The sequence below is a fragment of the Algoriphagus sp. genome (assembly GCF_013373065.1).
In the GTDB taxonomy this organism is placed as follows: domain Bacteria; phylum Bacteroidota; class Bacteroidia; order Cytophagales; family Cyclobacteriaceae; genus Algoriphagus.
The window spans coordinates 160797-176136 of sequence record NZ_JABXIN010000001.1 but is presented as its reverse complement, the minus strand read 5'-3'; the positions used below and the strand labels follow the sequence as shown (position 1 = coordinate 176136).

The 15340-nt window shown below is 40.8% G+C and carries 13 protein-coding genes; 7 read left to right on the top strand and 6 right to left on the bottom strand.

Features of this window, described 5'->3' with window-relative positions:
• Positions 1-8 precede the first annotated feature (8 nt).
• Positions 9-2516 (top strand): TonB-dependent receptor, encoded by a 2508-nt coding sequence (locus HWE15_RS00780; RefSeq protein WP_290505588.1) that lies wholly within the window; start codon positions 9-11, stop codon positions 2514-2516.
• A 134-nt stretch (positions 2517-2650) separates the two neighbouring features.
• On the opposite strand, the gene HWE15_RS00775 is transcribed toward HWE15_RS00780, so the two are convergent.
• The 3 genes from HWE15_RS00775 to HWE15_RS00765 form a co-directional block, all read right to left on the bottom strand.
• On the bottom strand, positions 2651-3631 hold the full coding sequence (locus HWE15_RS00775; RefSeq protein WP_290505587.1) for a pyruvate dehydrogenase complex E1 component subunit beta: 981 nt from the start codon (positions 3629-3631) through the stop codon (positions 2651-2653).
• A gap of 84 nt (positions 3632-3715) precedes the next feature.
• Complete coding sequence (locus HWE15_RS00770; RefSeq protein ID WP_290505586.1) at positions 3716-5080, bottom strand: NAD-dependent succinate-semialdehyde dehydrogenase; 1365 nt, start codon at positions 5078-5080, stop codon at positions 3716-3718.
• On the bottom strand, positions 5080-5481 hold the full coding sequence (locus tag HWE15_RS00765; protein ID WP_290505585.1) for a rhodanese-like domain-containing protein: 402 nt from the start codon (positions 5479-5481) through the stop codon (positions 5080-5082). Before HWE15_RS00765 ends, HWE15_RS00770 begins: the two co-directional genes overlap by 1 nt.
• Before the next feature lie 68 nt (positions 5482-5549).
• Between HWE15_RS00765 and HWE15_RS00760 the strand changes: the two genes are divergently transcribed.
• A complete protein-coding gene (locus HWE15_RS00760) occupies positions 5550-6056 on the top strand; it encodes a metallophosphoesterase family protein (RefSeq protein WP_290505584.1) in 507 nt (168 codons plus the stop codon).
• Positions 6057-6103: 47 nt separating this feature from the next.
• Here HWE15_RS00760 and HWE15_RS00755 read toward each other — a convergent pair whose 3' ends face one another.
• Positions 6104-6250 carry a hypothetical protein gene (locus HWE15_RS00755; RefSeq protein WP_290505583.1) on the bottom strand — a complete coding sequence of 49 codons (147 nt, stop codon included), beginning with the start codon at positions 6248-6250 and terminating at the stop codon, positions 6104-6106.
• A gap of 163 nt (positions 6251-6413) precedes the next feature.
• On the opposite strand from HWE15_RS00755, the gene hisS reads away from it, so the two are divergent.
• On the top strand, positions 6414-7778 hold the full coding sequence (hisS, locus tag HWE15_RS00750) for a histidine--tRNA ligase (RefSeq protein WP_290505582.1): 1365 nt from the start codon (positions 6414-6416) through the stop codon (positions 7776-7778).
• A 4-nt stretch (positions 7779-7782) separates the two neighbouring features.
• On the opposite strand, the gene HWE15_RS00745 is transcribed toward hisS, so the two are convergent.
• Complete coding sequence (locus tag HWE15_RS00745; protein WP_290505581.1) at positions 7783-8067, bottom strand: hypothetical protein; 285 nt, start codon at positions 8065-8067, stop codon at positions 7783-7785.
• Positions 8068-8211: 144 nt separating this feature from the next.
• On the opposite strand from HWE15_RS00745, the gene HWE15_RS00740 reads away from it, so the two are divergent.
• Together HWE15_RS00740 and HWE15_RS00735 are read left to right on the top strand one after the other, a co-directional pair.
• Positions 8212-8547, top strand: coding sequence for a YbaB/EbfC family nucleoid-associated protein (locus HWE15_RS00740; protein ID WP_290505580.1), 336 nt, complete (start codon positions 8212-8214; stop codon positions 8545-8547).
• Positions 8544-9539: a glycosyltransferase family 2 protein gene (locus tag HWE15_RS00735; protein WP_290505579.1), complete on the top strand. Its 996-nt coding sequence runs from the start codon at positions 8544-8546 to the stop codon at positions 9537-9539. The genes HWE15_RS00740 and HWE15_RS00735 overlap by 4 nt, the downstream gene beginning before the upstream one ends.
• Here HWE15_RS00735 and HWE15_RS00730 read toward each other — a convergent pair.
• On the bottom strand, positions 9536-9754 hold the full coding sequence (locus HWE15_RS00730; protein WP_290505578.1) for a PspC domain-containing protein: 219 nt from the start codon (positions 9752-9754) through the stop codon (positions 9536-9538). The two genes, HWE15_RS00735 and HWE15_RS00730, sit on opposite strands and share 4 nt — an antisense overlap.
• A 58-nt stretch (positions 9755-9812) precedes the next feature.
• Between HWE15_RS00730 and HWE15_RS00725 the strand changes: the two genes are divergently transcribed.
• Together HWE15_RS00725 and HWE15_RS00720 are read left to right on the top strand one after the other, a co-directional pair.
• The gene (locus HWE15_RS00725) at positions 9813-11594 is read left to right on the top strand and encodes a hypothetical protein (RefSeq protein WP_290505577.1); all 1782 of its coding nucleotides are present in this window, start codon (positions 9813-9815) and stop codon (positions 11592-11594) included.
• A gap of 471 nt (positions 11595-12065) precedes the next feature.
• Entirely contained in the window at positions 12066-15320 is a 3255-nt protein-coding gene (locus HWE15_RS00720; protein ID WP_290505576.1) for a TonB-dependent receptor, read from the top strand.
• The last annotated feature ends 20 nt before the right edge of the window (positions 15321-15340 follow it).

The following is a 15340-nucleotide window of genomic DNA, read 5'->3' as shown; positions in this document are numbered from 1 at the left end:
ACTAAATCATGAAAAAACTACTCAATCTTATTTTAGTATTTTTCCTTTTTGCCGCTGCAATTCCAGTGATTGCACAGCAGGATGGAGATGAACCAGCCCGTATAATCGGTGTTGCCAAAGATGGCAAATCTGGTGAGCCGGTTGGATATGCGACTGCGGCCTTATATAAAAAAGGTGCCGATGTTAGCCTTGCGGGGGCTGTAGCAGATGGGGATGGAAAATTCTTCATCACAGGATTCGAACCAGGTGAATACACCCTGCAATTAACTTTCATTGGATTTGAAACACTCGTTGTAGATGGTATCAAAGTGACCAGTCCAACTGGAGATGTCAATTTAGGGGAATTGCTCATGTCAGATGAGGGATTGGCCCTGGAAGAAGTGACTGTTCAAGGACAACGTGAGTTAATCGAAGAGCGAGTTGATCGAACGATCTACAAAGCGGAAAATGATAAAACCGTTGCTGGAGGTGATGCTACAGATGTTTTGAGAAGAGTGCCGATGTTGTCTGTCGATTTGGATGGAAATGTATCTATGCGTGGTAGTAGCAATATCACCGTATTAATTGACAATCGTCCTTCTGCAATTGCTGCAAGTAGTATTACAGACGCTTTGCGTCAAATTCCAGCGGATGAAATCAAAGAAGTAGAAGTAATCACTTCCCCTTCTGCGAGATTCGATGCAGAAGGTACTTCAGGGGTAATTAATATTGTTACCAAGAAAAACAATTTGCAAGGAATGACGCTCAGTATCAACAGTGGTGCGGGGCTTCGTGGATCAAACTTGGGATTAAACGGTGGTGCTCGAATTGGTAAATTTGGATTCTCTTTGGGAGGTTTCGGTCGCGCAGGATACAATACCTTGGGAAGCTTCGAAAATACACAGACTTTGTTGGGTGCTGATGGAGGCCAGACTGTAATTTCTCAGTCTGCAGATACCGAGCGTAACTTCATGTTTGGCCGATATAATTTTGGAGTTGACTATGAAATCGATAAGTATAATTTCCTTTCAGGATCTGCCAATTTTGGAATTCGAAATTCCAGAAATTACCAAAATGATTTCTTGACCCAGACTTTTGTTGCTGAAGATTTAGTGAATTCAGCTTTGCGTCAGACCGACACCAAAGATCAATCAAACTCTATCGATGTGAGTGTCAATTACACACGAACTTTCGAGAAGAAAGGAAAAGAAATCAGTTTCTTGACACTTTACTCCAGAAACAATAGAGAAAACTCTTTTGTCAATTCACTCTTCAATGAAGATTTTCAAACCATTGATTCCCGATTAAGAAACGATAACCCAAGCCGAAATGAGGAATTTACTGCTCAATTGGATTTCGTGACTCCATTGGGTGCAGATGGTCAGCAAATTTTGGAATACGGTGCTAAGAACATTCTTCGAAAAGCATATTCTGATTTTGCATACTTCAGAGCTGAAGGAGCGGATGGAGATTATATTGAATTAGTAGATCCTTCCTTGAGCAATGAGTTTAGCTATGATCAAAATGTATCCGCAGCTTATGTTTCCTATACCTTCAATTTCTTGAAGAATTATACATTGAAACCTGGTTTCCGTTACGAATACACCACTATTTCAGCGGATTTCACCAATGAACTGACAGTACAGATTCCTTCTTATGGATCTTTGATCCCAAGCTTAAATGCAAGTAGAAAGTTAAAGAATGGAAATTTGATCAAGGCGGCTTATAATCGTCGATTGCAGCGTCCTTCTTTGAGATTCTTGAACCCTAACATTGAAGCTTCTAACCCGCTTCAGGTAAGTCAGGGTAATCCGGAATTGGATCCTGAATTCACAGATAATTATGAATTGGGCTATAGCACCTTTATCAAAGGGACGATGTTGAACTTCACTACATTCTACCGAAATACGACAGGTTCTATCCAGGCGGTTCGTTCAGTACTTGAAGATAATGTGATCTATACCACCTTTGAAAATATCGGACAGGAGCAAGCGATTGGTACAAACATCTTTGCCAATGTGAATATCAACAATAAGTTCTCCTTGAATGGTGGTATCGACTTGTTCTACACCATGTTGGATAACGGGCTGTCAGATCCTCAGACTGCTGCCAAGAACGAAGGTTGGGTAATCAGTGGACGTATGTTTGGTAACTATTCCCTTCCAAAAGATTGGCAAGTGCAGCTCTTTACCTTTGCAAGAGGTAGAAGAGTTCAGCTACAAGGAACTAGTGGGGGTTTCGCGGCTTATGGCTTGAACTTCAATAAGCAATTCCAGGAAAAAAGAGGAAGTATTGGTTTCGGAGTTGAAAACTTCTTGGCTAAAGAGTTCATCATCAGAAATGAGACCATCACACCAACCATTATTCAAAACAGTACAACTGCTTTGAGAAATATGAACTTCAAAATCAACTTCAGTTATCGAATTGGAAAAATGTCCATGAATGACCGAAATCGTCGAAGAAAATCAGTCAGCAATGATGATTTGAAAGGTGGTGATGACGGGGGAATGAATGGTCAGATGAACGAGAATAGATAATCTGAAATTCAAACAACATCAAGGGCAACTAGTTTCAATCATGGGCTAGTGCCCTTTAAAAACAAATAGATAGATTGGGTAACAAAAAACCCTGGCTTTTTGAGTCAGGGTTTTTTGTTTGAATATGAATGATATTATTGTCTATAGGTCACTTTTTTAATAGCCGCTACTGTACGTTCAACATTAGGAATAGTAGCTTCAATATAAGTTGGCGCATAGCTTAAAGGTACATCCATGGAGTTTACCCGAATCACAGGGGAATCGAGGTAATCAAATGCATACCGTTGGAAATGATACGTCAACTCTGAGGAAATAGCGGCCAGTGGATTGGCTTCTTCTACAATGACAGCCCGATTAGTTTTCTTGATTGATTCTACACAAGTAGCATAGTCAATTGGTCTCACGGTCCGAAGATCGATTACCTCGCAATCAATTCCCTCTTTTGCCATTACTTCAGCTGCTTCCAAGGCTACTTTCATCATTTTTCCAAAGGAAATCAACGTAACGTCTTTTCCTTTTCGCTTGATGTCAGCTACGCCGATCGGCAATAGGTATTCAGATTCAGGAACTTCCCCTTTATCAGAATACATCAATTCAGATTCCATGAAAATTACCGGATCTGGGTCACGAACAGCAGCCTTTAAGAGTCCTTTTGCATCGTATGGATTGGAAGGAACAATTACTTTCAAACCGGGAGTATTGGCAAACCAGTTTTCGAAGTTTGATGAGTGCGTTGCTCCCAATTGGCCTGCATTTCCAGTAGGTCCTCGGAACACAATCGGAACGGAATAGGCGCCACCAGACATCGCATACATCTTTGCAGCGGAGTTGATGATCTGATCAATAGCAACTAGGGAGAAGTTGAACGTCATGAATTCAATGATAGGACGCAAACCGTTCATTGCTGCTCCGACGCCCAAACCTGCAAAACCTAATTCTGCAATGGGAGTATCATATACCCGGTCCGGACCAAATTCATCCAGCATTCCCTGAGAAACCTTGTAAGCACCATTGTACTCTGCTACTTCTTCCCCCATCAAAAAGACATTGGGATCACGTCTCATTTCTTCAGACATGGCCTCTCTGAGGGCTTCTCGAAACTGTATTTCTCTCATTTTATAAGGTCAAAATTATGGCTCGTAAAAATAGGAAGGAATCCCTCAATTGCAAAAACCACTCATGGGATTATCCTTGCTAATTTAGCCCAAGAAGACGGTTTTCTTGTTTACAAATTCCAAGATGCCTTCTTGACTGAGTTCCCGGCCATAGCCGGACTTTTTGATTCCTCCGAAAGGAAGATGTGGATTTGAAGCGGTAAGGGCGTTGATAAAAACAGCTCCCGTTTCGATTTGAGTAGCTAGTTTTTCTGCTTTTTCGAGATCCTCCGTCCAGAGGCTTCCTCCCAATCCAAACTCGCAATCATTTGCCAATGCAATTGCCTCAGCCTCATTTTTTACTTTAAAAATGGATGCGACAGGACCGAACAACTCCTCGGAATAAGCTGGAGCTTCCTTGGGGATATTTGTCAAAATTGTTGGCTCAAATAAAGCTTTACCCTTTTCGGGCTTTGAACCACCAAGTAGGATTTTTGCTCCTGCTTTCACACTTTTTTCTACTTGCTCATAAAGTTCTAAGGCCAAATCTTCTCGAGCCATGCAAGTATAATCTGAATCCGGATTTTCGGGGTTACCGAATTTCATGGCTTTAATTTCGTTCGAGAAAATGTCAATAAACTTATCGAAAATGGATTCCTCTATAATAAATCGTTTTGCGGCAATACAACTTTGGCCAAAATTGATCATTCGGGCTTTGGCTGCAGTTTTTGCTGCTTTTGGCACATCTGCATCTGCCAGGACGATAAAAGGATCACTTCCTCCCAATTCAAGCAGTGATTTTTTGATGTGTTTTCCGGCGGTAGCGGCTACAGCTGCTCCGGCTTTTTCGCTTCCTGTCAGAGTGACTGCTTTTACTCTTGGATCTGCAATGATGTGGTTTGTCGCTTTAGAATCAATTAATAAAGTTTGAAAAACTCCTTCGGGAAATCCTGCCCGCTCAAACACTTGTTGAATGGCTAGTGCAGATTGAGGGACGTTTGAGGCATGTTTGAGTAGGCCAGTATTACCAGCCATGAGGGTAGGAGCTGCAAATCGGAATACCTGCCAAAACGGGAAGTTCCATGGCATTACAGCTAAAATGGCCCCTAAAGGTTGATGAAATACTTTTGCCTTCGTTCCCTCTGGGAGGTTTATGTTCTTAGGCTCCAAAAATTCTTCAGCAAAATCTGCATAATAATCACAAACCCAAGCGCACTTTTCAATTTCTGCTTGGGATTCCTTGATTACTTTCCCCACTTCTTGAGTGATTATAAATGCATATTCATCCCTGTTTTCCCGCAGTTCTTGGGCTGCAGCTTTCATTAATTTTTTTCGCTCCGAAAAATCTTTGTTTTTCCACTTACGAAAAGCAGCCTCGCTTTTGGCTAAGGCTGCTTCAATTTGGAGTTCATCAAATGGGTTGAATTCTTTTAAAATCTCACCGGTATAGGGATTGATAGATTGAATCATTAGTCTTTAATTGGCTTTCCTTCGTTTTTCCAGGCAGTAATGCCTCCGTCCAGCATAATTACATGTTTGAATCCAGCGGCTTTCATGGCTGCCCCTGCTTTAGCTGTTCTTTTTCCAGAACGGCAATAAAGCAGGTAAGTTTTGGATTTGTCCAAGGTTTCGATTTTCTCAGAGAAATCCTCAGCCAAAAAATCCAGATTTCCCGCTCCTGAAATGTATCCTTCTTTCATTTCTTCTGGAGTTCGGATATCCAAGAGGGTGTTTTTCTTTTTGCTAATCAGCTTTTCAAATTTATCAACACTGACCACTTTTGCCGAATCCTGTGCTGTTTGAGCTTGGGAATAAAAAGCCAAAGCCAACAAGAAAAAGCTAAGAATGGCTGATTTAAGATAATTTTTCATAGTCTTTCATTTTTGAGTGTAGTACTTTCCATACATATTCGGGTAGAAATTAATTCCTTTCCTGATAAATGTCCACTAAAATCGCGCTCATTTCAGATTCTCACAGTTACATTGATCACAAAACTCTCCAGTATCTAAAAGGAGTGGATGAAATTTGGCATGCTGGAGATATTGGAAGCATGGAAGTTATGCATCAGCTTCCTCAGGGAAAAATAGTACGGGCGGTGTTTGGAAATATTGATGACTCGGAAATTCAAAATATCTATCCTGAATGGAATGAATTCGAGGTGGAAGATGTAAAGGTTTTAATGACCCATATTGGAGGGAAACCCCTGCGGTATGCTAAAGGGGTTAAAGCAAAGATAAAGGCTGTCCAACCCAAACTTTTTATTTGTGGGCATTCCCATATCTGCAAAGTCGAATTTGATCCAAGTGTAAATTGCCTTTATATGAACCCAGGAGCAATTGGTCAGCAAGGTTTTCATCAAATGAGAACCTTTTTACTGTTTGAATTGGATAAAGGGCAGGTTAAAAACCTTCAGGTAGTGGAACTGGGAAGAAGGGGGAGAGAATAATAGGCAAAAAAAAGCGGCAAAAGCCGCTAGAAAGATTTGATCGAAATTTATTTGCTTTCGAAAGATTTTTTCAATTCTTCAACATCCACGTTTTTGATAACTGGCTTTGCAGTCAACTGCTTAATTTGAGCAGTACGTGTATTTTGACCTTGTCTTTTTCTTTTAAGTTTTCTTTTCAGAGTAGTAACTGCCATGACTATATCTTTTAATGTATTGGATTCGAATCGGACGGCAAAGGTAGAAAAACATTTGCGTATTGCCTAAGAGCCTTTTGGAAAATATTTTCTAAATACAGGAGAAACCAAGCGATTCTCTATTTTTTGGGTAAATTTGGCCTTCAAATCACCAAAAAGATTCATGCAAAAACCAAGTTTGCCAAAAGGCACCAGAGATTTTGGGCCAGTCCAGATGGCTAGGAGGAATTTTATTTTGGATACAATCAAAGAGACCTTTCAACTCTTTGGATATCAGCAGTTGGAAACTCCAGCGATGGAAAACCTCAGTACCCTGACCGGAAAGTATGGGGATGAAGGAGATCAATTGCTCTTTAAGATTCTGAATAGTGGTGATTTTTTGAAAAATGTAAGTCCCGAGGACTTGGAAAATGGTCCCGCTGCCATGCTTCCGAAAGTTTCAGAAAAAGGCCTTCGTTATGATTTGACAGTTCCTTTTGCTCGGTATGTGGTAATGAATCGCCATGAATTGACTTTTCCATTTAAGCGATTTCAAATTCAACCGGTTTGGAGAGCAGATCGACCTCAAAAAGGTCGCTATCGGGAATTTTACCAATGTGATGCCGACGTGGTTGGAACGGATAGTTTGCTATGTGAGGCAGAAATCATTCTGATGATTCACCAGGTCTTTGGCAAATTGGGGATTCAAGATTATAGCATCAAAGTCAACAATCGTAAGGTTTTGACGGGAATCTCAGAAGCGATTGGTGAAGCCGGAAAAGAAGGCCCGCTATGTGTAGCGATTGATAAACTGGATAAAATCGGAAAAGAAAAAGTCGAAGAAGAACTAAAGCAGCGAGGATTTGGGGATGAATCCATTTCCAAATTGCAGCCACTCTTTGAGGCTCAGCCTGGGAATTTCCAAGAAGGAATCCAGTTTTTGAGAGGATTTCTAGAAGAAAGCCCAATTGGATTAAAAGGCTTGGAGGAACTTGAAGAAACTTCGCGGATTTTGGCTAGCCTCGGAGGAAGTATGGATCATGTGGCTTTTGACTTCCTATTAGCGCGTGGACTTTCGTATTACACAGGAGCAATCTTTGAGGTTAAGGCGCATGGTGTCAAAATTGGCTCCGTCAGTGGAGGAGGAAGATATGATGATTTAACGGGTGTTTTTGGAATGCCAGGGGTGTCAGGAGTAGGATTTTCATTTGGAGTCGATCGGATTTATGATGTGATGGAAGAATTGGGGCTTTTCTCCGAGTCAGATCTTTCCGCACCGCAATTGTTGTTGGCTCATTTTGACGAAAAGGGTTTTCAATATGCAGCTGGTATTCTAAGTGCTGCCCGAACAGCTGGAATCCGAGCCGAACTTTATCCCGATTTGGTCAAAATGAAAAAGCAACTCGATTACGCTAGCAAAAAAGGAATTCCGTATGTAGGTATTTGCGGTGACTCGGAAATAGAAACTCAAACCATCGCCTTAAAGGATTTGGCGAGTGGAGAGCAATCTCAGATTAGCTTGAAAGAATTGATCAAAAAGCTTTCTTGAAGACTTATTCTACTCGGGAAATAGATCGAATGGGAATGGTGATTCCTCCTTTTAAGACTACAAATTCAGCTCCGACAGCCCATACCGTTGTATGTACTTCGTAAATTTTACCGTCAGTGGAGAGGAAGGTGATCTTTACCTTGGTTTGGAGTAGGTTTCCAAGAGTTTGTGAACGGTGGAGATTGTCAAGACGAGTTTTGATATCATCCGGATGGGTTAAAACATCTTTTTTGCTGAAAGGAATGTTGCTAACCTCTTCTTTGTCGATTCGTTCTATTACATTATTCATAATTTCTTGATTGATTGTTGTAATAATAGACCGATTTTGTTGGGGAAATGTTACAAAAAATATACTTATGATTTGCATAAGTTTATTTATACAAAATAATATTTGGAAATAATAGAAAAAACAGAAAGCTAAAAAACAATAGATATGTTTGATTTTATGAACATGATGAACAAGGTGAAGGAGGCACAGGCTAAAATCAAAGAAGCCCAGTCAAAACTTGTTCATTTAACTGCGGAAGGCGAATCCGGTGCGGGTTTAGTCAAGGTAATGGTGAATGGCGAACGAAAAGTGCTTAAAATCGAAATGGATGAATCGCTTCTAACTCCTCAGGATAAGGAAATGCTCAGTGACTTGATCGTAGCAGCAACAAACATAGCCATGGAACAAATCGATTCAAAAATCAAGGCTGAAATGAAGGCTGCTACCGAAGGAATGATCCCAAATATTCCAGGAATGGACTTGGGAGGGATGTTTGGATGAAGACATGCGCCATTGTCATATTGAATTATAATGGGGAAGAAATGCTTCGGCGTTTCCTTCCGAGTGTTGTCAAATGCTCTCACTATGACATTTGGGTAATTGATAATGCAAGCACTGATCAATCTTGTACGGTGCTTGAACAAGAATTCCCTAAGGTGTTCGTTGAAAAACTATCCCAAAATTTTGGCTATGCGGGAGGATACAATCGTGGACTAGAGAAACTGAAAGGAGCTTATCGCTATTACATTTTGCTAAACTCCGATGTAGAAGTCACGCCTGATTGGGATACGATTTTGGTGAATTCCCTGGAGGCAAATTCTGGACTAGCCGCCATTCAGCCTAAAATTTTATCGGCTGTGGAACGGGACCAGTTTGATTATGCAGGGGCAGGAGGTGGTTTTTTGGACTCCTTATATTATCCTTATTGTAGGGGGAGAATATGGAATCAACTCGAGCAAGACCAAGGGCAGTACGATGACGACTGTCTGGTCGATTGGACTTCGGGTGCTTGTTTTGCGGTTAGCGCTGATCTTTTCCATGATTTGGGTGGATTTGATGATCACTTTTTTGCGCATATGGAAGAAATAGATCTTTGCCTGAGGATAAAACAAGTTGGATTCGATCTGGGCTACACAGGGAAAACCAAAGTTTACCATTTGGGAGGCGCAACATTGGATCGGTCAAGCCCCCGGAAACTCACCTTAAATATTCGAAATAGTCTTTCAATGATTTATAAAAATGTAAATGGATGGACTTTCGCTTGGCTTTTTATTCAAAAAGGGATTTTGGAGCTTATTGCTGGATTAGGATATTTTTTGCAAGGTAAAAGTGAATTGGGCCGTGCGGTATTTAAAGGCTACACTGGTTTTTTTGCTTTGCGTGATCAATTCGAATCAGGAAAGCATAAAAAAAAGGTCTCCTTTTTGGGACCTTCGAGATATGTTTTTATTGATTTTTTCTTCCGAAACCGGAAGAAATTTTCCCAGCTTTAATCAAAAAGCACAGGGTTATTCATTTTTCTGAAGTACTTTCGAATTTTCATCATCATAGCCATGGAGACGTAAAGAATTACTGGCGATCCCAAGGTCATGAAGGAGGTATAAATGAAAAACAATCGAATACTATCGATGGGGAAATTGAATTTTTCCCCTAGTCTGGAGCAAACCCCGAAGGCTCTTTCTTCAAAAAACAATTTCAGTTTTTGCATGATATTCGGTATTAATTGTACAAAATTATAAAAAAACTTCCAGTTACTATAAAGCAAAATGCCTGCCCGATTGTTTTCGATACTTAAAAATAGCCTATTCTTTATTTTATTTTTAGGAAGCTGGGTATCAAATGCTCAGGGATTTCGCTATATCGAAAATGTCCAACTAACTCCTGAAAAGTTGGCCTATTTTAGAGATTCCATTCGCTTTTCCATCGAGGGCACTATTCCAATTGAGTCAATGGTTTTGCCTCGAAATCCAAAAGTAACCTTGATGTTTAAATCCTCCAGTCAGGAAATGGATTTAGGAGAGCTTGAATTGACCAAAAACTTATCCAATTATTCCTATGCTGCTGAGTTTAATCTCCCTTTTCGATCCTGGATGCAGGAAGGGTTTCTTGAACTTCGGTTTTTTCAAGGGAAGAAAGAAACTGTCGAACCATTTGAAAGACGAATAATAGCCAGGGGAATTATTTTAACTCCTTTTTTGGTAAAGGTGGGGAAAGCAAGTCCCAATGAACCCATTCCGGATGTGGGTTTGATTATTCCGGCTGGTGTTGTAGATCAAGGAGCGGATCAATCGAAAACATTTTTGTTTCAATTTGACCCTGGATCATCCAATTACCGTGCAACGACTGCAAATGAAAAGCAGTTTGAGTTAATCCGGGAATTCGTCACTGAGAATCCAGATGTAAAATCCGTAAAGATCACAGGGATTCAATCTCCAGAAAGCGCAGAAGGGAAAAGTAGTAAACTGGGGATGGATAGGGCCCTTGCCATTCAAAAATTAATTCAAGAAAAAGGATTTTTACTCCGCGACTCATTACTCGAAGTGAATTCAAGATGGAATGATTGGTTTGATTTTCGTCTTTTACTTCGTGATTTCGGAGGAATTTCAACTTCAGCCAAAGATCAATATTATGATGTGTTGATGAATGGAGACAATTTTTTAACTCAAAAAGAAAAGTTGAGGGGAATACGTGGGTTCGACCAATTGGCACGACAGCTTTTTCCAAAATTAAGAGCAGCCAAAGTGGAGGTGATCGCCAAGCCCGGCCTGGGCATCGGATTGGTCAAAATGAACACCTTGCAAAAGGAACTCCAGGGAAATTCTTCCAATAGTTCTTTGGATTTTACGGATTGGGCCTTGGCTGCTGAAAGTACTCCCCGACTCGAAGAAAAAGCTCAGCTATATAGTAAAATGACAGAATTGTTCCGGTCTCCTTTGCCCTATAATAATTTGGCAGTAGTTCGGATGCAACAGGCGCAGCGAACCTTTGATACCGATGAAAAGGAAAACCTTTGGGCAGAGGCGGAGTGGTTATTGCAACAGGCCTTACGAATAGAAGAAAATCCGTATTCGCTTCATAACCTTGGACAGATTTTGGCACTTCGAGGATTCTATTGGGATGCCTACAAATATTTATCCAATGCTTCGGTATTAACCCGAAATCCAGACTTCTTAAAAAGAAATGAGGCATTGAGAGGAGCTTTGGATATTCTTCGGGGTGATTATAAACTTGCCACTCTTCGATTTGATTTTGACTATACTGACCCCACCCTATATTTTAATAAAGGCTTGGCTCATTTTTTAGCTAATGAATATGCAAAAGCTTCCTTGGCATTTGAAGAGTCGGTTTTCCTAAGTAGAGAATTCGGATATGGTTATTATGGATTGGCCCTCCTAGCAGTGAATTCAGGTCAATTGGAAGTTGCCACTATTCAGCTTCAAAAAGCAATCGAGGCAAATGAAGAGCTATATAAATGGATGTTATTTGATCCTAGCTTTGAAGAAATCAGAAATTCTGAAAATTTTTTTGAGGTTTTAAGAAAAGACTGATTTTTCCTTTTTTACAGAATTCGAAGCAATTTTTAAGATTAGAATAAGGCTATTTCCAAATAATGAGTAAGTAATTGCCTGGATTCCAGAGAAATTGAGGTTGCTTTTTCATCATTCAGCAAATTAGGTTTCGAAAAAAATATTTCTATCCATAGAATATTTATGCTTTTAAATTTGAATTTTGTTTTAGATTCTTTAACATTGATGATTAAGAAGTACAATAAACCTCAGAAAATAACTGCCTATGACCAATAAAACTTAGCATCTGTTAACTCCCAATGCATCTTTTGATGCGCTCAAACCTTTAGGCGAAAGCCTTTTGCAGGTATTCGTACCATGGTATAATAGCAATAGAAATCCCAAATTTTGAAGGGCCTCAACTATTGCAATTATTTTGAGAATAATCGCAAACGATTGCATAATCAATTAACAGACAAGTATTTGAGATTAATCTTGTTACCCAATCTATCTATGTTTATGAAAAATGTTTACAAAAGCCTAAGTGCGCTTTTAATGCTCTTAGTATTAGCCAGTTCCGCAGCCATGGCGCAGCGGGTAGTAACTGGTACAGTGCTGGATGAGTTTGATGTAGGGTTGCCGGGTGTTTCCGTCCTAGTGAAGGGAACGACTACAGGAACCGCTACCGACATTGACGGAAAATTCTCCCTTAATGTCCCTAATGACCAAGCTGTCCTGGTTTTCTCTTTTATCGGTTATGCCACTATCGAGCAGGTAGTTGGTAATCGAAGTGTCATCGATGTGAAGATGGCTCCAGATGAGCAAACTTTGACAGAATTGGTAGTAACCGGTTATACTATTGATAGCCGAAGAGAGACTACTGGTGCGATTGCAACGGTAGACCCTAAGGATTTGACAGTAATTCCTACCGGTAACGTAGAACAGACCCTTCAAGGTCGTGTTTCTGGTGTTACGGTAATTACTAACGGTCAGCCAGGTACTTCTTCTATTATTCGTGTTCGTGGTTTCGGTGCCTTCGGCGGTAACGAACCATTGTACGTTGTAGACGGTGTGCCTGTAGGATCAACTGACTTCTTGAACCCTGATGATATCGAGTCTACTACTGTATTGAAGGATGCTGCTGCAGCTTCTATCTATGGTGCTCGTGCAGCGAACGGTGTAATTATCTACACTACCAAAAGAGGTAGAAGAGGAAATCAAAAGCTTCGAGTGGATTACAACGGTATGTTTGGTTTGACTACTCCTGGTAAAGGTTTGGACATGATGAATCCGCAGGATTTTGCAACCTACACTTGGTTGGCTGAAACTAACCAAGCTGCAATTGACGGTCGTGCTCCTAATTATGGCCACCCTCAATTCGGAACAGGTTCTACTCCAGTATTGCCTTACTACATCAACGTAGGTGGAGCTGCCGGTGTACCTGGTCCACTTTCTGCTGCTGAAATTGAGGAACAAAGAGCTCTTTACAACGTAGATCCTACCAAAGGACCTGTTCATCAGCTTGTAAGAGCTGCTACTGGAGAAGGTACTGACTGGTATGAGGCTCTTACTAGAAATGCTCCTTTGAATAGACACTCCATTGGTTTGAGTGGTGGTTCTGAGACGAGCCGATTCTTTATTGGTTTAGGTTATCAGGATCAAGCTGGTATCATGATCGTGAACAACTTCCGAAGACTTTCTTTCAGAGCAAACTCTGAATTTGATGTAACGAAGCGGTTCCGTATCGGTGAAAACTTCCAGGCTACTTACCGTCAGGTATTAGGTCAGCAAGGTGGAACCGGAGGTCGAGGGGTTTCCGATGATGAAAACGACATCCTTCAGGCTTTCCGTATGCCTTCTATCATCCCAGTTTATGATGAGTTCGGAGGTTATGCAGGTACAGCAGCTCGTGGATTCAACAACCCTCGAAACCCTGTGGCAAACCGTGATGGTCAGCGAGATAACAGAAACTTCAATGCCAATGTATTTGGTAACGTTTATGCAGAATATGACATCTTGGATGATTTGAGATTCAGAACATCCATTGGTGGTCAGTACAATAATTACTACTTCTGGGGTTATTCCAGATTGCAGTATGAAAACTCTGAAAACAACTCTGCTTTCGGTTATAACGAAGGTGCTGGGTTCGTTTTTGGATGGACCTTTACCAATACACTTTCTTGGAAGAGAACTTTCGGAAAGCATGCATTTGACGTGATTGTAGGTCAGGAAGCATTGAATACAGGTGCTGGTAGAAACATTTCTGCTTCTGGTCAGAATCCATTTTCTAAAGACCCTGACTTTATCAACATTTCCAACTTGCCAGTATCTTCTCGTCAAGTAAACTCAGACTTGTTTAAAGGAGTTAACTTCAACTCTTACTTCGGTCGTGTGAATTATACTTTCAATGATAAGTATCTATTCAGTGCGGTAGTAAGACGTGACGGTTCCTCTCGATTCGGTGCTAATAACCGATATGGTGTATTCCCTGCATTCTCTGCTGCTTGGAGAATTTCTTCTGAAGACTTCTTGTCAAGCGCTACTTGGATCGATGATTTGAAAATCCGAGGTGGTTGGGGACAGATGGGTAACTCCAATAACGTAGATCCTAACAACCAGTATTCCTTGTTTGGTGGTACTGTAGGAGCTTCTTCTTACGATATTACTGGATCAAACTCTTCTGCTCAAATTGGTTTCAGAAGAACTCGAATTGGTAACCCTAACGCTCAGTGGGAAACTGCTGTAACTCAAAACGTTGGTTTTGACGGTACCTTCTTTAACGGAAGATTGGACGTGATCTTTGACTGGTGGAGAAAAGATACCAAAGACCTATTGTTCACTGTTCCTATTCCTTTGACAGCTGGTAGCAACGCTGCTCCACCAGCAGTAAATATTGGAGAAATGTTGAATAGAGGTTTGGACCTTTTGGTAAGTACTAGAGGTAACCTTTCTTCTTCTTTGACTTATGAATTGACCGTTACCGGTTCTACTTTGAAGAACGAAATTGTTGCTTTGGCTCCAGGTTTGGAAATCATTACTTCTGTAAACCCTGCTTATCGTGGTATCCGTCCAATTAGAAACTCTGTAGGGCAGCCACTTTCTACATTCTTCGGTTATAAAGTTTTGGGCTTGTTCCAAAGCCAGGAAGATGTGAACTCACATGCTGAGCAAGTAGGTGCAGCTCCAGGTCGATTCAAGTATGAAGATACTGATGGTGATGGTGTAATCACTGCTGATGATAGACAAGTATTGGGTAACCCAATTCCTGACTTCACGGGTGGTGTAAACTTCACTGTAGGTTACAAAGGATTTGATCTTTCTGCATACTTGTACACTTCTATTGGTAACGAAGTATGGAACCAGTCTAAGTGGTTTACTGACTTCTTCTCTACTTTCGAAGGTGCTGCAATTTCTGAGCGTTTGAAAGACTCTTGGTCTCCTCAGAATCCTAATGCGACAATTCCTATCGTTGACCGTTCTTCTACCTTCTCTACTTCAACTGTTGAAAACAGCTACTATGTAGAGGATGGTTCTTACTTGAGATTACAGAACGTGACTTTGGGTTATACTCTTCCTCAGAATCTATTGGAGAAGTGGAAGCTTGAAAGATTGAGAGTTTTTGCATCTGCAAACAACTTGTTCACAATTTCTGGATATGAAGGATTGGATCCTGCAGTAGGTGGAGACGCAGATTTGACGTTCGGTATTGATGTTGGTAACTACCCAGTTACTAGAGGTTACACTTTGGGTCTGAATGTCAGCTTCTAAGTCTAACATTTCACAACGAA